The organism is Thalassobaculum sp. OXR-137, from assembly GCF_034377285.1.
Lineage (GTDB): Bacteria > Pseudomonadota > Alphaproteobacteria > Thalassobaculales > Thalassobaculaceae > Thalassobaculum.
Genome location: NZ_CP139715.1, coordinates 653,139 through 675,813, shown reverse-complemented (window position 1 = coordinate 675,813; position 22,675 = coordinate 653,139). Strand labels below are relative to the sequence as shown.

General features: G+C 68.2%; 21 protein-coding genes. 10 read left to right on the top strand and 11 right to left on the bottom strand.

The annotated features are described in order from the left end of the window. Positions 1-74 precede the first annotated feature (74 nt). Entirely contained in the window at positions 75-692 is a 618-nt protein-coding gene (locus T8K17_RS03250) for a heme-binding protein (RefSeq protein WP_322333070.1), read from the top strand. Between the two features lie 71 nt (positions 693-763). Here T8K17_RS03250 and rplT read toward each other — a convergent pair whose 3' ends face one another. The 6 genes from rplT to T8K17_RS03220 all read right to left on the bottom strand — a co-directional run bounded on the left by rplT (position 764) and on the right by T8K17_RS03220 (position 5,578). After that, entirely contained in the window at positions 764-1,123 is a 360-nt protein-coding gene (gene rplT, locus T8K17_RS03245) for a 50S ribosomal protein L20 (protein WP_322333069.1), read from the bottom strand. An 11-nt stretch (positions 1,124-1,134) separates the two neighbouring features. Then, on the bottom strand, positions 1,135-1,332 hold the full coding sequence (gene rpmI / locus T8K17_RS03240) for a 50S ribosomal protein L35 (protein WP_028795848.1): 198 nt from the start codon (positions 1,330-1,332) through the stop codon (positions 1,135-1,137). A gap of 147 nt (positions 1,333-1,479) precedes the next feature. After that, positions 1,480-2,346 (bottom strand): ChaN family lipoprotein, encoded by an 867-nt coding sequence (locus tag T8K17_RS03235; RefSeq protein WP_322333068.1) that lies wholly within the window; start codon positions 2,344-2,346, stop codon positions 1,480-1,482. Between the two features lie 20 nt (positions 2,347-2,366). Further along, positions 2,367-3,827 (bottom strand): alkaline phosphatase family protein, encoded by a 1,461-nt coding sequence (locus T8K17_RS03230; RefSeq protein WP_322333067.1) that lies wholly within the window; start codon positions 3,825-3,827, stop codon positions 2,367-2,369. Between the two features lie 88 nt (positions 3,828-3,915). Continuing rightward, positions 3,916-5,085, bottom strand: coding sequence for an HlyD family secretion protein (locus T8K17_RS03225; protein WP_322333066.1), 1,170 nt, complete (start codon positions 5,083-5,085; stop codon positions 3,916-3,918). Beyond that, positions 5,078-5,578, bottom strand: a complete 501-nt coding sequence (locus T8K17_RS03220) for a MarR family transcriptional regulator (RefSeq protein ID WP_322333065.1) — start codon at positions 5,576-5,578, stop codon at positions 5,078-5,080. Before T8K17_RS03220 ends, T8K17_RS03225 begins: the two co-directional genes overlap by 8 nt. Before the next feature lie 239 nt (positions 5,579-5,817). Between T8K17_RS03220 and cysE the strand changes: the two genes are divergently transcribed. The 5 genes from cysE (at position 5,818) to T8K17_RS03195 (ending at position 10,419) form a co-directional block, all read left to right on the top strand. Continuing rightward, complete coding sequence (gene cysE / locus T8K17_RS03215) at positions 5,818-6,624, top strand: serine O-acetyltransferase (RefSeq protein ID WP_322333064.1); 807 nt, start codon at positions 5,818-5,820, stop codon at positions 6,622-6,624. Positions 6,625-6,706: 82 nt separating this feature from the next. After that, the gene (locus T8K17_RS03210; protein WP_322333063.1) at positions 6,707-8,323 is read left to right on the top strand and encodes an NAD(P)/FAD-dependent oxidoreductase; all 1,617 of its coding nucleotides are present in this window, start codon (positions 6,707-6,709) and stop codon (positions 8,321-8,323) included. Between the two features lie 171 nt (positions 8,324-8,494). Next, positions 8,495-9,268, top strand: a complete 774-nt coding sequence (locus T8K17_RS03205) for a ferredoxin--NADP reductase (RefSeq protein WP_322333062.1) — start codon at positions 8,495-8,497, stop codon at positions 9,266-9,268. 129 nt (positions 9,269-9,397) lie between these two features. Then, a complete protein-coding gene (locus T8K17_RS03200; protein WP_322333061.1) occupies positions 9,398-10,207 on the top strand; it encodes a phosphoadenylyl-sulfate reductase in 810 nt (269 codons plus the stop codon). Then, positions 10,204-10,419, top strand: coding sequence for a DUF2061 domain-containing protein (locus T8K17_RS03195; protein WP_322333060.1), 216 nt, complete (start codon positions 10,204-10,206; stop codon positions 10,417-10,419). Before T8K17_RS03200 ends, T8K17_RS03195 begins: the two co-directional genes overlap by 4 nt. On the opposite strand, the gene T8K17_RS03190 is transcribed toward T8K17_RS03195, so the two are convergent. The 3 genes from T8K17_RS03190 to T8K17_RS03180 all read right to left on the bottom strand — a co-directional run bounded on the left by T8K17_RS03190 (position 10,416) and on the right by T8K17_RS03180 (position 14,223). Then, positions 10,416-11,315 carry a dihydrodipicolinate synthase family protein gene (locus T8K17_RS03190; RefSeq protein ID WP_322333059.1) on the bottom strand — a complete coding sequence of 300 codons (900 nt, stop codon included), beginning with the start codon at positions 11,313-11,315 and terminating at the stop codon, positions 10,416-10,418. The genes T8K17_RS03195 and T8K17_RS03190 overlap by 4 nt on opposite strands. 107 nt (positions 11,316-11,422) lie before the next feature. After that, complete coding sequence (locus T8K17_RS03185; protein WP_322333058.1) at positions 11,423-13,021, bottom strand: DHA2 family efflux MFS transporter permease subunit; 1,599 nt, start codon at positions 13,019-13,021, stop codon at positions 11,423-11,425. Further along, positions 13,018-14,223, bottom strand: coding sequence for an HlyD family secretion protein (locus T8K17_RS03180; RefSeq protein WP_322333057.1), 1,206 nt, complete (start codon positions 14,221-14,223; stop codon positions 13,018-13,020). Before T8K17_RS03180 ends, T8K17_RS03185 begins: the two co-directional genes overlap by 4 nt. A 121-nt stretch (positions 14,224-14,344) precedes the next feature. On the opposite strand from T8K17_RS03180, the gene T8K17_RS03175 reads away from it, so the two are divergent. After that, on the top strand, positions 14,345-15,001 hold the full coding sequence (locus tag T8K17_RS03175; RefSeq protein ID WP_322333056.1) for a TetR/AcrR family transcriptional regulator: 657 nt from the start codon (positions 14,345-14,347) through the stop codon (positions 14,999-15,001). A gap of 24 nt (positions 15,002-15,025) precedes the next feature. On the opposite strand, the gene T8K17_RS03170 is transcribed toward T8K17_RS03175, so the two are convergent. Next, positions 15,026-15,811, bottom strand: a complete 786-nt coding sequence (locus T8K17_RS03170; protein WP_322333055.1) for an SDR family oxidoreductase — start codon at positions 15,809-15,811, stop codon at positions 15,026-15,028. Positions 15,812-15,922: 111 nt separating this feature from the next. Between T8K17_RS03170 and T8K17_RS03165 the strand changes: the two genes are divergently transcribed. From T8K17_RS03165 to betB, 3 genes are all read left to right on the top strand, one after another. Further along, positions 15,923-16,822, top strand: coding sequence for an SMP-30/gluconolactonase/LRE family protein (locus T8K17_RS03165; protein WP_322333054.1), 900 nt, complete (start codon positions 15,923-15,925; stop codon positions 16,820-16,822). A gap of 380 nt (positions 16,823-17,202) precedes the next feature. Continuing rightward, on the top strand, positions 17,203-18,711 hold the full coding sequence (betC, locus tag T8K17_RS03160) for a choline-sulfatase (protein WP_322333053.1): 1,509 nt from the start codon (positions 17,203-17,205) through the stop codon (positions 18,709-18,711). A gap of 10 nt (positions 18,712-18,721) precedes the next feature. After that, positions 18,722-20,182: a betaine-aldehyde dehydrogenase gene (gene betB, locus T8K17_RS03155; protein WP_322333052.1), complete on the top strand. Its 1,461-nt coding sequence runs from the start codon at positions 18,722-18,724 to the stop codon at positions 20,180-20,182. Between the two features lie 1,266 nt (positions 20,183-21,448). Here betB and metK read toward each other — a convergent pair. After that, on the bottom strand, positions 21,449-22,630 hold the full coding sequence (gene metK / locus T8K17_RS03150) for a methionine adenosyltransferase (protein ID WP_322333051.1): 1,182 nt from the start codon (positions 22,628-22,630) through the stop codon (positions 21,449-21,451). Between the last annotated feature and the right edge of the window lie 45 nt (positions 22,631-22,675).

Genomic DNA, 22,675 nt, shown 5'->3' with positions numbered 1-22,675 from the left:
GCGGATTTCGCTCCATTTCAAGGTCATGCCGGCACGGGGCACGGCAGAGCAACGGCGTCGGAGAACGGAAGCAGATGGGCCGGGCAACGAAGATCTCAATCGGCGCGGTCACCGCGCTCTGCGTGCTGGCGGTGGCCTTGGCGGGAGGATGGTACTGGGTGACCCACAGCGTGGAACAACCGGCCTATACGGTGGTCGAGGCCGACGGCGATATCGAGTTGCGCGACTATCCGGCGATGGTGGTGGCGGAAGCGGCGACGGCCGGCGACCGGCAGGAGGGCGTACGCCAGGGCTTTCGGGCGCTGGCCGGCTACATCTTCGCCAAGGACCGTGACGGCGAGCGGATTGCGATGACGGCGCCGGTGATCCAGCAGCCGGCCCAGGGTAAGGGCGCGGGCGACGGCGGGTGGCGGATCCGTTTCGTGATGCCGTCGCAATACGCGCTGGACGAGTTGCCGCGCCCGGCCGGTGAGGACGTGGCGCTCGACCGCTGGCCGCCGATGCGGCTCGCCGCCATCCGGTTCAGCGGCCGGGCCAAGGACGCGGATTTCGCGGAACACGAGGCACGGCTGCGCGACTGGCTGGCCGGGCAGGGGCTGGAGGCCGAGGGGGCGCCGCTGTTCGCCTATTACGACGACCCGTGGACGCCGGGTTTTCTGCGGCGCAACGAGGTCCTGCTGCGGTTTCGGTGACGGCCCGGCGGCAACGAAAAAGGGCCGGTCCGAAGACCAGCCCTTTAAAGCGTCGGTGATCTGCGTCGGGCTTACGCCTTCAGCGCGGCCTCGGCCTGATCGACGATGTTCTTGAACGCGGCGGGCTCATGGATCGCCAGGTCGGACAAGACCTTACGGTCCAGTTCGATGCCGGCGAGCTTCAGGCCGTTCATGAACCGCGAATAGGTCATGCCATACTGGCGCACACCGGCGTTGATGCGCTGGATCCAGAGCGCGCGGAAGTCGCGCTTGCGGACCCGGCGATCCCGGTAGGCGTACTGCTGGCCCTTCTCGACCGCCTGGACGGCGACCCGGAAGACATTCTTGCGACGGCCATAGTAGCCCTTGGCGGCGTCCGTGACCTTCTTGTGGCGGGCATGCGCAGTCGTGCCCCGCTTAACTCGTGCCATCTATCCGCTCCTCAACCGTAGGGCATGAACCGCTTGACGATCTTCTGATCGGCCTCGGCCAATACGAAGGTCCCGCGGGCCTGACGCTTCATCTTCTGGGAACGGCGGCGCAGCATGTGGCGCTTGTACGCGACGTTGCCCTTGATCTTACCGGACCCCGTCGTGCGAAAGCGGCCTTTGACGCTGCTTTTCGTCTTCATCTTGGGCATTTTGTCGCTCCTTTGGTCTCGACGTTCGACTTCTCGTCGGCCGGGCAGCCCTTGTTCGCCCAGACGCGACGGACCAACCCCGGCACAGGTCCGGAGCGGGAAGGCGGGGATGTACAGGAAACGTCCCGATAGGGCAAGCGGAGTCCGTTATTTCGTGCCGGAGAACCGTTCCCTCAGCGCGACGCAGGGATCGGCCCGTTCGGGTGCGGGGAAGGCGTGCAGATAATCGAAGGTTCCCGCCGCCTCTCCCTCGCTCAGGCCGACGGTGACGATCCTGGCTTCGGGTGCGAGGCGGCGCAGGAACACAGGGACGCCGATATCCGCGCGCGCATGGCCGCGTCCTGCGATCAGCACCGCCCCGCCCGCATGGCCGACCAGGGCTGCGGCCATGGACGCGTCGCGGGCAACCTGAACATCGACCATCCGGCCGAGGTGCTCCCGCGGGACCAGCCGGCAGTGGCCGTCGAACACCGAGTCCAGGTGGGCCTCGCGCGCGGCGGCCGAAACCGGCTCGGCCAGGCCCCAGGCAGTTCGGCGGTCGCGGTCGAGGGCCGCCAGGCCCGCCCCCGCCACGGCGCGGGTCGGCTCCGCATCCAGCCCGCCCGCGACCATCGCGAGGCCGGCATCGATCGCCACCTGGACGATCGGCCGGTACAGGGCGAAGTCCGGCCAGCCCTCCGCCGCCCAGTCCGCGGCCGAGGCGAATCCGTCGGGATCCCGAGCCGCCGGCCCGGTGGCCCAGGCGTCGAGCGCCGGTTGGCGGCTGCGCCGGACCATCTCCCAGACGACGGCCGGACGACGCCCGGCCTCGACCATGGCGCGGAGGAGGGCGGCCTGGGCCGCGTGGTGGTACGGGTTGTCGTGGGTCTCGCCCAGCAGGACGAAATCGGCATCCCGCAGTGCCGCGTCGACCGCCGCCCGCGATACCGCCGTGCCGTCGCCGCGCTGCCACGCGCCTTCGGCCCCCGCGCTGGGGGCGAAGACGAGGATCAGGAGGGCAAGCAGGCCGCGCATGCCCAGGAAGATAGGGCGGTTCAGTCCGTCCGCATCCCCCAGCGCAGATACGGCCGCTTCGCGCCGCCGACCTTGGCGGTGACGATGGTCTGGGCGTAGCCGCCGCGGCCGGCCTCGTGCACCTGCTCGACCACCTCGGGGGCCGGGTCGCCGACGGCGAAGGCCTCCTCGATGGCCCGGCCCGCCATCAGCGGATGCGGCGGCAGGCCCAGGGTCTTCAGGATGGTCGGCGTGACGTCGACGGTGCCGCTCGGCGTGGCGATCTCCACGCCCTTGCGGAAGCTGTCGCCACCGAGGAACAGGCAGTGGTTCAGCTCGCGCCGGTTCAGCCCGCCATGCATGCCGCCGCCGAGCGGAATGTCCGGATTGTCGGCCAGGATCACGCCGGGCAGGCCGCCCTCGCTGTCCTTGTCCCAGGAGCGCATGGTGAAGGCCACGTCCGCGGCGCGCGGGCTGTCCCAGTTCACAACCGAGATCGGCAGGGTCCCGTCGTCGCCGGCGTCGCGCCGGGTCATGATCGGGCCGCACCAGTCCTGGGCCTGCAGGGTCTCCACCAGCCGTTTGATCAGCGCCGGGTCGCGGTCGCGCACGGCGATATGGGCCGAGTAGCCCGACTTCAGCGCGTAGTCGACGTCCGGGCCGAGCGCCTTGCCGACCTTCAGGCCTTCCTTCGTCAGCGCCTCCGCGACGCTGAGCTGGCCCTCCACCGTGACGTGGCCGTGGTCGGACATGGCGATGATGTTCCAGCCGTCCTCGCGGCCCTCGGCCTTCCACCAGTCGAGGATGCGGCCGAACCCGGCATCGACGGCGCCGATGGCGGTCTGGCCGTCGCCGCTGGCGAGGCCGCGGTAGTGGTAGGACAGGTCCGGCTCATTGAGCCACAGCACGCAGGCATCCGGCTTGTGGTCGGGGATGGTGTGTTCCAGCAGCACGGTCACCGCCCAGTCGGCGACCGCGCTGTTGGGGAAGACCTGCTGCGGGACCGGGCCGAACCGCTCGACCACCTTGGCGAAACTGGCCGCCGGGGTGGAGATCGCATCGCCCCAGATCGACAGCACCGGCTGGTTCAGCTCGGCGGCACGGCCCGCGAGCAGCCGGGCGTTGCCGACCTTGCCGGTGGTGACTGCGGCGAACTTGCGGCCCGCACCCCACAGGATCTCGCTCAGATGATGGGCGGCGATCAGCCGTCCGTAGATCTTGTCGGCGGCGCGCATGCGCTCGTCGTCGGACGTGTCCATCGCCGAGGAGAAGCCCAGCGCCGGATCGTAGAAGGCATTGGCCATGATCCCGTGGCCGGCCGGCGGATGCCCGGTCATCGACGTGGTCACCTGCACCCGGGTCTCACTCGGGAAGGCCGAGCCGGTGTTGCGCATCCACACCCCGCCGGTGGCGAAACCGTGGATGTTCGGTGCCTGGTTCGGCGTGACATGGTCGGGACGCAGGCCGTCGAAGACGACGACCAGGACTTTCTGCGCAGGCATGGGAACACTCCGGAGATCGGAAGGACGCGGGACCTACTCTACTACACGCCGTCGATGACCATCCGGTGACACGTTGAGGCTCGGCGGATTACTGGGCGGTCTCGCCGTTCGGCGCGCGCAGGGCGGCCAGCGACTCGCGTACGGTGGTCAGCAGCTCGCGCTCGCGCTCGGTGTCGATGGAGATTGACGCTGTCATGCCGGCCCGCAGGGTCGGGCGACCGTCCACCGGCTCGATGTCCACGCGCACCGGGATGCGCTGCACCACCTTCACCCAGTTGCCCGAGGCGTTCTGCGGCGGCAGCACGGCGAACTCGGCCCCGGTGGCCGGTGCGATCGACGTGATCCGCGCTTTCCAGGTCAGGTCCGGATAGGCGTCGATCCCGACTTCCACCACCTGTCCCACCCGGACGTGGGTGAGCTGGGTTTCCTTCAGGTTCGCCACGATCCAGGTGTCGTCGGCCTCGATCAGCCCGAAGGCGGGATCGCCCTCCTCCAGCCATTCCCCGGGCTCCAGATGGACCTGGGTGACGATGCCGTCGGCCGGCGCGTGCACTTCGGTATAGCTGAGACGCAGCTCGGCGATCTCCCGGTCGGTCTGCGCCTCGATATACTTGGGATGCAGTTCGACGGCCCGTTCCGGGTCGCCGCCGAGTTCGGCCAGGACGGTCCGCACCTTTTCCTGCAGGGCGCGCACCCGCTGGCGGGCCGAGGCGACCTCGAACTCCGCTTCGTCTAGTCGGGCCGCGGTGGTGACGCCGCGCTTGTTCAGCTTGCGCTGCCGGTCGGCCTCGCGGGCGAAGTAGTTCACCGTCTCGCGCGCCTCGGCGATCTCCGCCTGCACCTGATGGAATTCGGCCCGGGTGGCCTCCACGTCCTGGCGCACGGTGAGCATCCGCGCCTCGGCCGATTTCAGCTCCAGCCAGTGCGGGTCCGGGTCGAGCCGGAACAGCAGGTCGCCGGCCTTCACCCGCTGGTCGTTGCGGACATAGACCTCGCTCACCCGGCCGTCGATATCGGTGGAGATGGCGATGATATGCGCCTTAACATAGGCGTTCTCGGTGGTCACGAAGCGGCCGGTGACGGCGTAGATGTAGGAGGCGCCGAGCAGCGCCAGAACCGGGATGACCACCAGCAGGACCAGCCGCTTCACCCAGCGTCCGCGCCGACGCTTCGGCCGCTCGCTGTGGGGGGCGATACGGCCCTCTTCGGCCGGAACCACACCCTGGTTGCCGCCTTCCTTATTCGTCTGGTCAGTCATCGGCTGCCTCGGCCTGGGCCGCGGGGCCCGCGAGTTCATCGAAGGCGTAGAGATTGGCCTTGATCTTCAGAAGCGTGTCGATGAAGGCCTCGTGCTCCTCACGGGACAGGCCCTTCATCGCGTCGCTTCGGATATCGGCGGCGATGCCGCGTAGCTCGCGCATCAGCCCCTGCACCGTCTCGGTCAGGACCACGCGCTTGATGCGGCGGTCGACCGGGTCGGGACGGCGTTCGATCCAGCCCTTGTCCTCCAGCCGGTCGAGCAGCCGGCCGAGCGTGGCCTTCTCCAGCTCCATGAAGGCGGCCAGTTCGGACTGGGCCATGCCTTCCTTGGCGTACAGCGCCGTCAGCACCCACCACTGGGACCGGGTCAGCCCGAGTTCCTTGCCGCGGCGATCGAAGGCCACGCGCATGAGCCGGGCCACATCGTGGACGAGGAATCCGAAGTTCCGGTGCAGGTCGGTACGTTCCATGGCGGCAAATATAGTTGCCATGACAACCGTTGCCAAGCAGATCGTAGGCCCGTGCGACGGCCTCGGGGAGGCCGGGCGGCGGGCGTGCCAGGAGTCACGGGTCCGCCGCAAATCACTCGTTCCGATGCGCGGTTAATTCCGGCGCTTGAAACGGGTATAATGTGTGCCAAGGTCAAGGATGGCCAAAGGTCACGGATGAACGGGCGGCCGGCCTGGTCGGCGCAGGCCCGTCGCAACGGGAGGAGTTGAGGATGCCGGAAATGTCCGCGTCGCCGCGTCCGGGTTCGCCGGACCTCGATCCGATCTGGTCCTCCCTGCGGGCGGATGCGGAGAAGACCGCCCGCGACGAACCCGCCCTGGCGAGTTTCCTGCACGCCACGGTTCTGGCCCACGACACGCTGGAACACGCGCTGGCGTTTCACCTGTCGCAGAAGCTTGGCTCCGAGGCGATCTCCGCGCTGTCGCTGCGCCAGACCGTCGACGAAGCCGTGCACGGGGACAAGACGGTGGGTGCCGCGGTGCGCGCCGACCTGTCCGCGGTGTTCGAGCGCGACCCGGCGTGCAATTCCTATCTGGAACCGTTCCTCTATTTCAAAGGCTTCCAGGCGATCCAGTCGTATCGTGTGGCCCACTGGCTGTGGGGCCACGGCCGGCAGGCGCTGGCCTTCTACCTGCAGTCCCGGATCTCCGAGGTCTATGGCGTCGACATCCACCCGGCGGCCCAGATCGGCCGCGGGATCATGATCGACCACGCGACCTCGGTGGTGGTAGGCGAGACCGCGGTGATCGAGGACGAGGTGTCGATGCTGCACAACGTCACCCTCGGCGGCACCGGTAAGGAGACCGGCGACCGGCATCCGAAGATCCGCCGCGGCGCCCTGCTCGGTGCGTCGGCGACGGTGCTCGGCAATATCGAGGTGGGCGAGTGCTCCCGCGTCGGGGCCGGCAGCGTGGTGCTGAGCGACGTGCCGCCCCATTGCACGGTCGCCGGCGTCCCGGCAAAGCCGGTGCGCGGCAGCAATTGCGATCAGCCGGCCCTGTCCATGGACCACCGTTTCGTGAAGTAAGGCGGGCGGCGGCGGATCTGCCGCACTGCAGCACATTCGACGGCTTGTCGCCGGGCTCCGGGGCTGCTTTGGTTTCGGGGCCATGAACGCTCAGAACCCCCTCTCCGCCGACGACCATGACGTCGTCATCATCGGTGCCGGTATCTCCGGCATGTACCAGCTCCACAAGCTGCGCGGTCTCGGCCTGAAGGTCGTCGTGCTGGAGGCGGGAACCGGTGTCGGCGGCACCTGGTACTGGAACCGCTATCCCGGTGCGCGCTTCGACAGCGAGAGCTACTCCTACGCCTATTCCTTCGACCAGGAGTTGCTGGACGAATGGGACTGGTCGGAGCATTTCGCCGCCCAGCCGGAGACCCTGCGCTACCTGAACCACGTGGCCGACAAGCTCGACCTGCGCCGCGACATCCGCTTCTCCGCCCGGGTGGCGTCCGCCCATTTCGACGAGGCGGACACGGTCTGGACGGTGACGCTGGAGAGCGGCGAGGCCTACCGGTCGCGTTTCCTGGTCACGGCCATCGGCCCGCTCTCCTCGCCGACCATGCCGCGCATCCCGGGCATCGAGGCGTTCACCGGCGAATACTTCCACACCGGTCTGTGGCCGAAGGAGCCGGTGAGCTTCGAGGGCAAGCGGGTCGCCGTCATCGGGACCGGTGCCACCGGCGTGCAGACCATCCAGGAAGTGGCGAAGACCGCCAAGACCCTCACTGTGTTCCAGCGCCGGCCGAACTGGTGCGCGCCGCTGCACAACGCCAAGATCACCGCCGAAGAACAGCCGGCGCTGAAGGCGCGCTATCCGGAGATCTTCCAGCGCTGCCGCGAGACCTTCGCCTGCTTCCTGCACACGCCCGATCCGCGCAGCGCCCTGGAGGTGTCCGATGCGGAACGCGAGGCGTTCTGGGAGCAGCGCTACAGCGAGCCGGGCTTCGGCATCTGGCAGGGCAATTTTCGCGACGTGATGATCGACCGGACGGCCAACAGGATGCTGTCCGACTTCGTGGCGAAGAAGATCCGCGAGCGGGTGAAGGACCCGGCGGTGGCCGAGCTGCTGATCCCCAAGGACCACGGCTTCGGTACCCGGCGCGTGCCGCTGGAGACCAAGTATTACGAGGTCTACAACCAGCCCAACGTGCGCCTGGTCGACGCGCTCTCCACCCCGATCGAACGGATCACCTCCACCGGTCTGGAGACGGCCGAGGAGGCGTTCGAGTTCGACATGATCATCTACGCCACCGGCTTCGACGCGATCACCGGCAGCTTCGACCGCATCGACTTCCGCGGCGAGGGCGGCCGGGCCCTGAAGGAGCAATGGGCCGGCGGGCCGAAGACCTTCCTCGGCGTGATGGTCGAGAACTTCCCCAACATGTTCATGCTGGTCGGCCCGCATACCGCGCTGGGCAACATCCCGCGCAGCATCGAATACAATGTTGAATGGATCACCGGCCTGATGGCGCATATGCGCGACAACGGCATCGGCTATGCCGCCACCACGGGACAGGCGGTGGCCGACTGGACCGAGACCGTGCGCAAGGCGGGCGAGGGGCTGCTGTCCAACGAGGTCGACAGCTGGATGACCGGCGTGAACCGCAACGCCGGCAAGACCGAACGCATCCTGGCCCGCTACAGCGGCAGCGCCGTCGCCTATCGCGAGCGGTGCGATGCGGTCGCCAGGGGCGGATACAGCGAATTGCGCCTCGCCTGAGGGCGGAACGCACCGGTCGTGCTGGATCGGGCTGCGGAAAGGATCGGTCCTGCTTCTCGCGGCGGCGGGACCGTCCCGTTCTTTCTGACCGTTCTTGACTGAAATCAATGGATTCAGTCGGGAATGGCCGTATTTACTGCGTCAGATGAACCGTACCTGACGAGGCTGTCCATGGCCGCTTTCCGCACCGAGACCGTGCTCGACGTCCGTCACTGGACCGACACGCTGTTCAGCTTCCGCACCACCCGCGACCCGGCCTTCCGCTTCGAGAACGGCCAGTTCGCGATGATCGGGCTGGAGATCGACGGCAAGCCGCTCGTGCGCGCCTATTCCATGGCCAGCGCGAATTACGAGGAGGACCTGGAGTTCTTCTCGATCAAGGTGCAGGACGGCCCCTTGACCTCGCGCCTCCAGCATCTCGCCGTCGGCGACAAGGTCCTCGTCGGCAACAAGCCCACCGGCACGCTGCTGACCGAGAACCTGCTGCCGGGCAAGGTGCTGTACATGCTGTCCACCGGCACCGGTCTGGCGCCCTTCCTGTCGCTGATCAAGGATCCGACGGTCTACGAGAAATTCGACCGGGTGGTGCTGGCCCATGGCTGCCGCTACGCCTCGGAGCTGGCCTATGGCGACCTGCTGCGCCGGGACCTCAGGGACCATCCGCTGGTCGGCGAGCAGGTTCAGACCCAGTTCTCCTACTATCCGACGGTCACCCGCGAGGATTACGACCCGCGCGGCCGGATCAGCGACCTGATGCGCCAGGGCAAGCTGTTCAAGGATCTGCGCCTGGAGCCGCTGCACCCGGAGAGCGACCGACTGATGCTGTGCGGCAGCCCGGCGATGCTGGACGAGATGACCGACTGGGTGGAAGGCCTGGGCTTCTCCATGGGCAACAACTCCGCCCCCGGCAGCTACGTGATCGAGAAGGCGTTCGTCGAACGCTGAACCACGGACCATCCGGCTCTGGGATCAGGGCCGGCGCGGCGATTTGAAGGGCAGCTTGCGGCCGCGTCACCAACCGCTAAAGCGCCACGGGGACGACTCCGTGGGCCCGACACCTAGTGGAGGTGACCCATGCGCGCGCGCCAGGAGTCCGATCTTACCCCCGTTTCCGCCAACCCCGTTTCCGCCAACCCCGTTTCCGGTGCCGCCTCCGGGATCGACCGGCGGCTTGCCCGCCTGACCACCCTCTACGGCGCCCTCCAGGGGACGGCCCTGGTGCGGGCGATGCTGCTGAAGGCGTTCCCCGGGCGGGTGGCGCTGACCTCCTCCTTCGGGGCGGAGGCCGCCGTCCTGCTGCACATGGTGGCGACGGTCGATCCGGCGACCCCGGTGCTGTTCCTGGAGACCGGCAAGCTGTTCGAGGAGACCCTGGCCTATCGCGATACCCTGGTCGCGCGCCTCGGCCTGCGCGACGTGCGTAGCCTTGCGCCCGCACCCTATGAGGTGGCAGCCCTGGATCCCGACGGCGACCTGCACCGCACGGCGCCGGATCAGTGCTGCTTCGTGCGCAAGGTGGCGCCGCTCGACCGGGCGCTGAGCGGCTTCGAGGCGTGGATCACCGGCCGCAAGAGCTACCAGAGCGCCGGGCGGGCCGACCTGCCGTCGCTCGAGGCCGAGGACGGGCGGATCAAGATCAACCCGCTGCTGCGCTGGCGGCCGGCGGATATCGACGCCTATATGGACCGCCACGGCCTTCCGCCCCATCCTCTTCTGGCGCGGGGCTATCCGTCCATCGGCTGCGCGCCCTGCACCCAGGCGGTGCGGGACGGCGAGGACCCGAGGGCCGGGCGCTGGCGGGACTGCGCCAAGACGGAATGCGGCATCCACCGGCCGCGCGCCTCCATGGAGGGCGGCACAACAACCCGGGGGAACGGAACATGAGCGACGGTCCGCGCACGACACGCAAACGCGCACTCGCCAAGACGATCACCTGGCGGGTGGCGGCGACGTTCGACACCTTCCTAATCAGCCTGTTCATCACCGGCAGCTTGGCCTGGGCGAGCTCCATCGCCAGCATCGAGGTGCTGACCAAGATGTTCCTGTATTACGGCCACGAGCGCCTGTGGGACCGGCTCGGCTGGGGGGTGGATTAGACCAATCCGTTGGCCTTCAGGAAGCCCTGCAGCTTCTCCTGCTGCGCCGAGGTCAGCGGCCAGGCGGAGGGCGGACGGGTGGGTCCGCAATCCATGCCGAGCATCTGCAGCGCCGCCTTCACCCCGGTGACGTTGGTGCCGTTCAGCTCCTCCGCCCGGATGTCCTCGAACGCCCGCATCTCGCGGATGAGTTTGCCGGCGGTGGCGTAGTCGCCGCCGTCCAGGGCCGCGTGGATCGCCACCGAGCGCTCCGGCCAGACATTGATCAGCCCCGAGGTGAAGCCGCGCGCGCCGACCGCGTAGAACGGCGGCGCCCAGACCTCGGCCAGCCCGCCGACCCAGGTGATCGAGGGATCGCAGGCGGCCATGGCTTCCGCCAGCTTCATCGGGTTCGGCGTCGCCCATTTGACACCCTTCACGCCCGGCAGCCCGCAGAGCTCGGCGATCGCCTTCGTGCCGATGGCGTCGTTGCGCAGGTACAGCATGATCGGCAGGCCGTCGGCCGCGTCGGACACGGCGCGGACATAGTCGACCACGCCGCGCGGGGCGACGAAGGGATCCGGCGGCTGGTGGATCATCAACGCCGCCGCGCCCGCCTCGGCCGAGACCTTGGCCAGGCGGCAGGCGTCGCGGATGCCGCGCCCGACCCCGGCCAGCAGCGGCGCCCGGTCGCCGACCAGGCCTGCGACCTCGCGCACCATGGTGCAGGCCTCGTCGGTGGTCAGGGCGTAGAACTCGCCGGTATTGCCGTTCACCACGGGCATGTGGACGCCGGCCGTCAGCACCCGGTCGACGATCGGCGCGAGCTTGGCGGGGGCGATGTCGCCGTCGCCGTCATAGGGCGTGACGAGAATTCCGGAAATGCCCGACAGGGCGCGGTCGAGATCGTGTTTCATGGTGGTCCTCCCCATCCGGCAGGCGTGGCGCGGTTGGTTCCGCGACAGGGCCTATCAGTAACGCGCGAGCGGACGGCGCGCCATCCCGCCGAACCGCCGGCCGGCGGTCACCGCCCGGGCGGGCGGTTCGGGCGGCGCAGGAAGATCACCGCCGGGACCAGCGCGAAGAACACGATGGCCAGGGTGGTGAAGTCGTTCAGGAACCCGAGCAGCTCCGCCTGCTGACCCATGGAGCGGGCGATCACGGCGACCGCCATGTCGTGGACCCGCGACGGATCCGCGCCGTTGGCGAGCAGCCCGCGCTCCACCGCCGCCACCTGCTGCAGGTACTCGGCATTCAGCGGCGACACGTGGCCGGCGAGATCGGCGCGGTGCGCCTGGGTTCCGCGGACCAGCCAGGTCGACAGCAGGGCGATGCCGACGCTGCCGCCGAGGTTGCGTGACAGGTTGATGAGCGCCGCCGCCTGGTTGTTCTTGCCCGGCGGCAGGCCGACATAGGCCATGGAGGAGATCGGGATGAACAGGAAGCCGAGGCCCGCGGCCTGCACCATGCGGGCGTGGGCGATGGTCCAGAAATCCGCCTCCAGGGTGAACCCGCTCATGAGGATCAGTCCCGACGCGGAGCAGAGCAGGCCGAACATGATCAGATACCGGGCGTCCACGACGCCGACCAGCCGGCCGACCAGCGGCATCGCCGCCATGATCATGAACCCGCCGGGCGACAGCACCATCCCCGCCTGCATCGCGGTATAGCCGAACAGCGACTGCACGAAGAGCGGCAGCAGCGCGGTGGACCCCATCAGCACGAAGCCCAGCATGAACATCATGGCGTTGGCGATGGCGAAGTTGCGGTCGCGCAGCAGCGACAGATCGACGATCGGATCCTCGCTGCCCAGCTCCCAGATCACGAAGGCGATGATGCCGACGACCGCGAGCAGCGCCATGATCACGATGAAGTGGGAGGAGAACCAGTCCTCCTCCTGACCCTTGTCCAGCAGGATCTGAAGGCAGCCCAGGCCGAGGGCGAGCAGGGCGAAGCCGATATAGTCGATCCGGATGCCGGCGGCCCGGCGGCGCTTGACCTCTTCCTTGGCCGCCTCGGGATCCTCGATCAGCGCTTCGACCAGCAGCCAGAGGACGATCGATACCGGAACGTTGACCAGGAAGATCCAGTGCCAGCTGAAATTGTCGGTGATCCAGCCGCCGAGGGTGGGGCCGATCGCCGGGGCGAAGACCACGGAGATGCCGTACATGGCGAAGGCCATGGCGCGCTGATGCGGCGGAAAGGTATCGGCCAGGATCGCCTGGCTGACGGGCTGCAACCCGCCGCCGGTCAGGCCCTGCAGCGTGCGGGCGATGATCAGCAGCTCCAGGGTCGGCGCCATCCCGCACAGGAGCGAGGCGATGCCGAAGCCGGCGATGCACATCATGTAGAATTTCTTGCGGCCGATCACCGTCGACAGCCAGCCGCTGAGCGGCAGGATAATGGCGTTGGTGACGAGATAGGACGTCAGGATCCAGGTCGACTGGTCGCGCGAGGCCGACAGACTGCCGGCGATATGCGGCAGCGCGACGTTGGCGATGGACAGGTCGAGCACTTCCATGAACGCGGCCATCGCCACCACCGGGGCGATGATCCACGGATTGACCTTCCGCCGGGCGGCGGGCGCGGCGCCGGCGCCGCTGCCTGGGGTGGTGTCGGTCATTCGGCAGTCCGGCCCTCGCCATCCACATGCACGGTGGGGATCACCGACATGCCCAGGGACAGCGGCCGGGCCGGGTCGAGCCCGTCGGTGACGACGATCTTGACCGGCACGCGCTGCACGACCTTCACATAGTTCCCGGTCGCGTTCTCCGGCGGCAGCAGGCTGAAATAGGCACCGGTGCCCCGGCCGATCGTCTCCACCCGGCCGCGCAGCGCCAGATCCGGATAGGCATCGACCTCGATATCGACGCTCTGGCCGACCCGCATCTCGGTGAGCTGGGTCTCCTTGAAGTTGGCCACCACCCAGGGCTGGCCGAACACGAGCGAGCCCAGCGCCTGACCGGTCTGCACCAGTTGGCCGACCACCACCGACTTCCGGGTGACCGTGCCGTCATGGGCGGCGACGATCCTGGTGTGGCCGAGGGCGACCTTGGCGGCGCGCAGGGAGGCTTCGGCCTCGCGCACGGCGGCCCAGGCGGCGTCGCGGGCGGCCTCGCGGGCGTCGATCTCCTTGCGGGCGGCTTCCACCGTCTCGATCGCGGCTTCCGCCCGGCGCACTTCCGCGATGGCGGCATTGACGGCGCTGCGGGCGGCGGTGAGCTGGGCGCTGGTGGTGCGCGCCTTGGCGTCGGCGGTCTCCACCCGCTGTCTGGAGGCGAAATCGGAGCGGCTGAGTTTCTGGTAGCGCGAGGCGTCGGAGGCGGCCTGGGTCGACTCCGCTTCGGCGGCGGTCACGTCCGCCTTGCGCTGGGCGAGGGTGCTCTGGGCCAGATCGCGCGCCGCCTCCGCCTCGGCCAGACGGGCATCGGTATCGGCATGGATGTAGGACAGATCGGCCTCGGCCCGGGCGGCGTCCGCATGGGCCCGGACCAGAGCGGCCTCGGCATTGGCCACCCGCGCCTCGGCATCGGCGGATTCGATCTCCACCAGGACGGCGCCCTGGGCGACCGACGCGCCTTCCTCGAAGTTGACCGCGATCACCCGGCCGGTCACCTCGCTGGCGATCATCTGGGTGTCGCCGTCGACGAACGCGTTGTCCGTCTCCTCCTTGCCGAGCCCCTGGAACCACCAGAACCCGCCTCCGACCACGGCGACGAGAAGGACGGTGGCGAGGAATACAAGCCGGCGGCGCTTCTTCGCGCTGCCGCCAGCGGGTTTATCCGCCGCGCCGTCGCGGGCATCTGTCGGTGACTGAGCGTCCACCGGGCGACTCCATGTCGAGTGCGTTGTAACGTCGATTCGACTGAACTGAACCGTTCAGTTTTGTGTTGCGAACACATGGAATATCACGTAGGCCACGTCAAGTTCCAACCTCAGGACGCCCATGACGAACCGCGCGGATGGTCCGGGCACGACGCCTCAGAGCCCCTGCCTGGGCGAGGACGGCGACGGCCAGGACCCCAAGACCCGGCAGATCCTGAACGCCGCCGCAGCCGCGTTCATGGAGCATGGATTCGGCCCCGCCTCGGTGGATCTGATCGCCCGCAACGCCGGCGTCTCCAAGGCCACCGTCTACACCCGCTTCGCCTCGAAGGAGGCCATGTTCGAGGCGGTCGTGGAACGCGAACGCAAGCGCCGGCATCTGGACCAGGTCCTGACCGAGAGCTACCCCGATTTCGAGGCCCGCCTGCGGGCTTGGGCCGAGGGCATGGTGCGGGTCTTCATCGACCCGGTCACCGCCAAGGTCTATCGCATGGTGGTCGCGGAGAGCCCGCGCTTCCCGGAGCTCGGGCGGGCGTTCTACCGCTCCGCCCCGATGGCCTCGCGCGAGCGACTGGCCGAGCAGCTCGCCGCCCATGGGGCGGAGGCCGGGCTGGCGATCGACGACCCGATGCAGGCGGCGGCCGACTTCATCGGCCTGCTGCGCGGCGATCTCCAGCTTCGGGTGTTGCTCGACGTGGAGCACCAGCCCGATGCCGACCGCATCCAGGGGGTCGCCGACCACGCGGTCCGGCTGTTCCTCAAGGCCTATCGGGCCTAGCCGCCGGCCTGACAGCGGCGGGGCCTAGAAATTCCCGCCGTCGACCCGGAATTCCTGGCCGGTGCAGCCGCGCGAGGCGGTGGACGCGAGGAACAGGACCATCTCGGCCACGTCCTCCTCCACCATGTCGCGCTTCAGGCATTGCCGCTCGTGGATTGCCTTGCGGTCCTCCTCGCTGATCCAGTCGCGCAGCTGCCGTTCGGTGAGGATCGCGCCGGGCAGGATGGAGTTCACCCGAATGCCGTCGCGGCCGAAATCCCGCGCCAGCGACCGGGTCAGCCCGAAGGCTGCCGCCTTGCAGGCGTTGTAGACCGACAGGTCCGGCACCGCGAGCCAGGGGGCGATGGAGCCGAAATTGACGATCGACCCACCCCCCGCCTTCACCATCAGCGGCCGGGCCGCCTGGGCGGCGAAGAACTGGTGCTTCAGGTTGACCGCCACCAGGTCGTCCCAGACCTCCGGCGTGACGGCCTCGGCCTTGACCCGCTGGTCGCGGGCGGCGTTGTTGACCAGGACGGAGAGGCGCCCGCCGGCCGGCTCCGCCGCCGCTTCCACCGCCAGGGCCAGCGAGGCGGTGTCGGTGACGTTGCAGGTCGCGAAATTGGGCCGGTTGCCGCACTCGGCCGCCACCGCCTCGGCCAGCGCCGTACCGGCCTCGGGGTTGATGTCGACGAAGCTGACCTTGGCCCCCTGGCGGGCGAAGAGGGTGACGATCGCCGCGCCGATCCCGGTGGCGCCGCCGGACACGAAGACGGCGCTGTCCTTGAGGTCGGCATAGAGTGCGGGCGAGGCGGCGTAGGGTCGGCGCATGGAATCCAGCTCTTTGGGATGTGTCGAGTTTGAGTATTGATCGGCGGTTTTCCCTTCGACAAGATAAATTAAAGTAATGAAATAAATAGTCCGATGGGGAGAGCGAGGACGATGAACCGGCGTATCGATGCGGTCCTGCTGCTCGACTGCCGCAACGTGCTGGCCGAGGGCATCCAATGGCATCCTGGCCATCGACGGCTCTACTGGACGGATATTCTGGGCCGCACCCTGTGGAGCTGCGATGCGGACGGCGGAACGGTGGAGACCCGGGATTTCGCCAAGCGCATCGGCAGCTTCGCCTTCTGCACCGACGACCGGATCCTGCTGGCGCTGGAAGACGAGCTGGCCCTCTACGACCCGCAGGACGGAGCGCTGAAGACCCTGGCGCCCGTGGAAGCCGACGAGCCCCGGACCCGGATGAACGACGGTCGGGTCGACCGCGGCGGCCGCTTCGTCTTCGGCGGCGTCGACGAGCACGGGCTGAAACCCTATTCCGCCGTCTATCAGTTCAATGGCATCCGGGTGTCGCGGCTGTTCGACGGGGTCGGCTGCGCCAACAGCATCGCGTTTTCGCCTGACGGAGCCCGGATGTATTTCGCCGACACCGCCGGCAAGACGATCGAGCGGATCTCCTACGAGACGGACGGGGTGCTGGGCGCGCGGCGGACCTTCGCGATCCTGGGCGCCGACGAGGGCAGCCCGGACGGTTCCTGCGTCGATGCCGAGGGCGCGCTGTGGAATGCCCAGTTCAACGGTGCCCGGGTCCAGCGCTTCCTGCCGGACGGCAGCCGCGACATCCGCGTCGACGTGCCGGTGAGCCAGGTGACCTGCGCCTGTTTCGGCGGGCCTGAGTTCGACCGGCTGTACATCACCACCGCGCGGGAGAACTTCACCGACGCCCAGGCCGCGGCGGAACCGACGGCCGGCGGCATCTTCGTCGCCGACGTCGGTGCAGCGTTCGGGGTGAAAGGCCTGCGGGAGGACCGGTTCGCGGGGGTGATCGGGGATTAGGGGGGGCGCGGGCTGGGCTCTTCCGTCCCCCCATCCCTCCATCCCCCCATCCGACTTCCTGGAAGCGTCCCCGGACTTGATCCGGGGCGCTGTCCTGGACCCTATGACTGACCGGCGGGGGCACGATCCTGGATGACCCCTCCAGGGTCTCCAGGAAGTCGGAGGGGGGAGAGGAGGGACAAGCCGCCGCTCCCGATCCGCCATCTCCCGTCGCCCCGGCGCAAGATCGCAGCGGTTGTCCGTGAAGAATGCAAACACCCCCGATCCGGGCCGTCGGCCGCCGGTGCCTTTGCGCCGTCGCGGCCGATCGGCTAGGGACGGGGAGTCGGCAAGCCTGTTCTCGGGCGGCCGACCCTGAAACCCGGACCGGGAAGCAATCCATGGCGCGCCCCAACATCCTCATCCTGATGGTCGACCAGTTGAATGGAACCCTGTTCCCCGACGGGCCGGCGCCGTGGCTCCATACCCCGAACCTGCGCCGGCTGGCGGAGCGCTCGACCCGCTTCGCCAATGCCTATACCGCCTCCCCACTCTGCGCGCCGGGGCGGGCGTCCTTCATGTCGGGGCAGCTTCCCTCGCTCACCGGCGTCTACGACAACGCCGCCGAGTTCTCGTCCGCCATCCCGACCTATGCCCATCACCTGCGCCGGGCCGGCTATCAGACCTGCCTCAGCGGCAAGATGCATTTCGTCGGGCCGGATCAGCTCCACGGCTTCGAGGAGCGGCTGACCACCGACATCTATCCGGCCGATTTCGGTTGGACCCCGGACTACCGCAAGCCGGGGGAGCGGATCGACTGGTGGTATCACAATCTCGGCTCGGTCACCGGGGCGGGCGTGGCCGAGATCTCCAACCAGATGGAGTATGACGACGAGGTCGCCTACAACGCCGTGCGCAAGATCTACGACCTGTCGCGCGGCCATGACGGCCGGCCCTGGTGCCTGACGGTCAGCTTCACCCATCCGCACGACCCCTATGTTGCCCGGCGCAAATACTGGGATCTCTACGAGGACTGCGAGCATCTGCTGCCGACCGTCCCGGCGATGGACTACGCGGACCACGACCCGCATTCCCAGCGGCTGTTCGACGCCAACGACTGGCGCAAGTTCGACATCACCGAGGAGAATATCCGCCGCTCCCGCCGGGCCTATTTCGCCAATATCAGCTACCTGGACGACAAGATCGGCGAGATCCTCGACACGATGGAGCGCACACGGCAGGAGGCGATCATCCTGTTCGTCTCCGACCACGGCGACATGCTCGGCGAGCGCGGGTTGTGGTTCAAGATGAGCTTCTTCGACGGCTCCTCGCGAGTGCCGCTGATGATCTCGGCCCCCGGAATGGCGCCGGGCCTGATCGCCGCCCCGGCCTCGACCCTGGACGTCACGCCGACCCTGGCGGAGCTGGCCGGCATCTCCATGGATGAGGTGCTGCCCTGGACCGAGGGCAAGAGCCTGGTGTCCGTCGCCAGCGGGGCGCCGCGTTCGGGCTCCGTGGTGATGGAGTATGCGGCCGAGGGCTCCTACGCGCCGCTGGTCGCCCTGCGCCGGGGCAGATGGAAATACACCCGATGCAGCCTGGACCCGGATCAGCTCTTCGACCTGGAAGCCGATCCGCACGAGCTGACCAACCTGGCGGGCGATCCGGCGCACGCCGAGACCCTGGCCGAGTTTCGGGCAGAGGCGGACGGGCGCTGGGATCTCGACCGGTTCGATGCCGATGTGCGGTCCAGCCAGGCACGGCGCTGGGTGGTGTACGAGGCGCTGCGCAACGGCGCGTATTATCCCTGGGACCACCAGCCGCTGCTCAAGGCGTCCGAGCGCTTCATGCGCAACCACATGGATCTCAATGTGGTCGAAGAGAACCAGCGCTTCCCCCGCGGCGAATAAGGACACGGACATGAGCTACGACGCACAGCCGAAAGCCAGCCATTTCATCGACGGCGAATACGTGGAGGACACCGCGGGCGATCCGATCGAGGTTGTCTATGCCGCCACCGGGGAGACCATCGCAAAGCTGCACGCCGCCACCCCGACGATCGTCGACAGGGCCCTGGCTTCCGCCAGGGCAGCTTGCGCCGGCTGGGCGGCGATGAGCGGGACCGAGCGCGGCCGGGTGCTGCGCCGGGCCGCGGACATCATCCGCGAGCGCAACCGGGAACTCTCCGTGCTGGAGACCCTCGATACCGGCAAGCCGCTGTCCGAGACCCTGGTGGCCGATGCCAGCTCGGGGGCGGACGCGCTGGAGTATTTCGGCGGGCTGGCCGGCAGCCTGACCGGCGAGCATGTGCAACTCGCGGGGGGCGATTTTGTCTACACCATGCGCAAACCGCTGGGCGTGTGCGTGGGTATCGGCGCCTGGAACTATCCGACCCAGATCGCCTGCTGGAAGGCCGCCCCGGCGCTCGCCTGCGGCAACACGATGGTGTTCAAGCCGTCGGAGATGACGCCGCTCTGCACCCTCAAGGTGGCGGAGATCCTGATCGAGGCGGGGGCGCCGGCGGGCGTGTTCAACGTGGTGCAGGGAATGGGGCCCGTGGGGGCGGCACTGACCACCGATCCTCGGGTCGCCAAGGTCTCGCTCACCGGCTCGGTGCCGACGGGGCGCAAGGTCTATGCGGCGGCGGCGGCAGGCATCAAGCACGTCACCATGGAGCTGGGCGGCAAGTCGCCGATCCTGGTCTTCGACGATGCCGATGTGGAAGCGGCCGTCAGCGGCGCCATCGTCGGCAACTTCTACAGCTCCGGCCAGATCTGCTCCAACGGCACCCGGGTCTTCGTGCAGAAGGGCATCAAGGAGGCGTTTCTCAAACGCCTGACCGAGCGGCTGGGCGACGCAGTGATCGGCGACCCGATGGACGAGGCGACGACCTACGGCCCGATGGTCTCCGAACGCCAGCTCAAAATCGTCGAAGGCTATATCGCCAAGGGGATCGAGGAGGGGGCGCGGCTCGTCACCGGCGGCAAGCGGATCGACCGGGGCGGCTGGTACCTGGAGCCGACGGTCTTCGCCGATGTGACCGACGGCATGACCATCGCCCGGGAGGAGATCTTCGGCCCGGTGATGTCGGTGCTCGACTTCGCCGACGAGGCGGACGGCATCGCCCGCGCCAACGCCACCGAGTTCGGTCTGGCCGCCGGGGTGTTCACCCGCGATCTCGCCCGCGCCCATCGGGTGGTGGGTCAGCTGGAGGCCGGGAGCCTGTACATCAACGCCTACAACCTGACCCCGGTGGAGGCGCCGTTCGGCGGCGTGAAGGCGTCCGGCGTGGGCCGCGAGAACTCCAAGGAGGCGATCCACCACTATTCCGAGGTGCGCTCGGTCTATGTCGCGGTGAACGCCCCTGAGGCGCCGTATTGAGGGGCTGAGCTTCCCTCATGCCAACACTCCCCGGATTTATTCCGGGGTAATCCGTGGAGCCTGGGGCGGGCGTTGGTGATCTGTCGCCGAAGGTCACGCCTGAGGACGGGATCGCCCCGGAATAAATCCGGGGAGTGTACGGGGTGAGGGAGAAGCGAAGAGTGTCCTGCGGCTGTAGGATGCTCGAGTGGCTCGAGGGGGCTATTGGACCCTGACACCGCAGAGGTTCTCTTAGGCGGGTTAGCAGCAACTGGCCTGCGCCACCAGAGATCTAAAGAGGCTATCCGCCACGACTTGCTCGGCCACCCGGTCGCGACAGCGTCCGAGCCGCCGTATTGAGAGCGGGCCGACACCAACACCTCCCCCCACTCCCCGGATTTATTCCGGGGCGATCCGTGGAGCCTGGGGCGGGCGCCGGTGATCTGTCGCCGGAGGTCACGCCTGATGACGGGATCGCCCCGGAATAAATCCGGGGAGTATATGGGGGGTGAGGGAGAAGCGAAGAGTGTCCCGCGGCTGTAGGATGATCGGGTGGCTCGAGGGGGCTATTAGACCCTGACACCGCAGAGGTTCTCTTAGGCGAGTTAGCAGCAACCGGTCTGCGCCACCAGAGATCTGATCCGCCACGGCTCGCTCGGCCACGCGGTCGCGACAGCGTCCGAGCCGCCGTACTGATAGGGGGCCGACAACAATGCCCCCCACTCCCCGGATCTATTCCGGGGTAATCCGTTAAGCCTGGGGCGAGCGTTGGTGATCTGTCGCCGAAGGTCACGCCTGATGACGGGATCGCCCCGGAATAAATCCGGGGAGTGTATGGGGGTGAGGGAGAGGCGAAGAATGTCCCGCGGCTGTAGGATGGTCGGGTGGCTTGAGGGGGTTATTGGACCCTGACACCGCAGAGGTTCTCTCAGGCGGGTTAGCATCAACTGGCGTGCGCCACCAGAGATCGAAAGAGGCGATCCGCCACGACTTGCTCGGCCACGTGGTCGTGACAACGTCCGAGCCGCCGTACTGATAGGGAGCCGACACCAACACCTCCCCCCACTCCCCGGATTTATTCCGGGGCGATCCGTGGAGCCTGGGGCGGGCGCCGGTGATTTGTCGCCGACGGTCACGCCCGATGACGGGATTGCCCCGGAATGAATCCGGGGAGCGTATGGGGGGAGAAAGGAAGAAAGGCCCGCGCCTATCCGGCGCGGGCCTTTCCGTTTTCTTCGTCTTCCCGGGCCTGATCCGGGACCCAGAGGGCGATTTATCGCCGCTCCCTCAGTCCGCCGCCTCGGCGCCGAATTCGCGGGCGAGGTCGTTGGCGATGTCCGTGCGCTCCCAGCCGAAGCCGCCGTCCTTCTCCGTCGGCCGGCCGAAATGGCCGTAGGCCGCGGTGCGGGCGTAAATCGGCTTCAGCAGGCCGAGATGCTCGCGGATGCCCCGCGGCGTCAGGCGCACCCGCTCGCGCAGGACGCGGCCGAGACGGTCCTCGTCCACGCGGCCGGTGCCCTGGGTGTCGACATAGACCGCGACCGGCTCCGGCACGCCGATGGCATAGGCGAGCTGGATCACGCATTTGTCGGCGAGACCGGCGGCGACCACGTTCTTCGCCAGGTAGCGCGCGGCATAGGCGGCCGAGCGGTCGACCTTGGTCGGATCCTTGCCGGAGAAGGCGCCGCCGCCGTGCGGGGCCGCACCGCCATAGGTGTCGACGATGATCTTGCGCCCGGTCAGACCCGCGTCGCCGTCCGGACCGCCGATCACGAAGCGGCCGGTCGGGTTCACCAGCAACCGGTCGTCGGCCAGGGTCCAGCCTTCCGGCAGGGCCTGGGTGACGAACGGCTTCACCATCTCGCGCACGGTGTCCTGATCGACCGACTCGGCGTGCTGGGTGGAGACCACCACCGTGTCGATGCCGACCGGCTTGCCGTTCTCGTAGCGCAGGGTGACCTGGCTCTTGCTGTCCGGGCCGAAGCGCGGCTCCTTGCCGGATTTCCGGGCTTCCGCCATCAGCCGCAGGATGCGGTGGGAGAACTGGATCGGCGCCGGCATCAGCTCTTCGGTCTCGTTGCAGGCATAGCCGAACATGATGCCCTGGTCGCCGGCACCCTCCTCGGCCTTGTTGCCGGCATCGACGCCGAGCGCGATGTCGGAGGACTGGGCGTGCAGCCGGTTGACGATCTCGCAGGTCTTCCAGTGAAAGCCGTCCTGCTCGTAGCCGATATCCTTGATCGCCTCGCGGGCGATGCCCTCGACTTCCTTCAGCACGGCTTCGGGGCCGCGGACCTCGCCGGCGATGGTGACGTGATTGGTGGTCGCCAGGGTCTCGCAGGCGACGCGCACGTCCTCGCCGGTGGCGAGGAAAGCGTCGAGCACGCTGTCGGAGACCCGGTCGCAGACCTTGTCCGGATGGCCCTCGGAGACGGATTCACTGGTGAACAGCCATGTTCTGTCAGTCATGTTCTGACGGTCCTTCGTTGTTGTCGGGAAGAGGCGCCGGGGCGG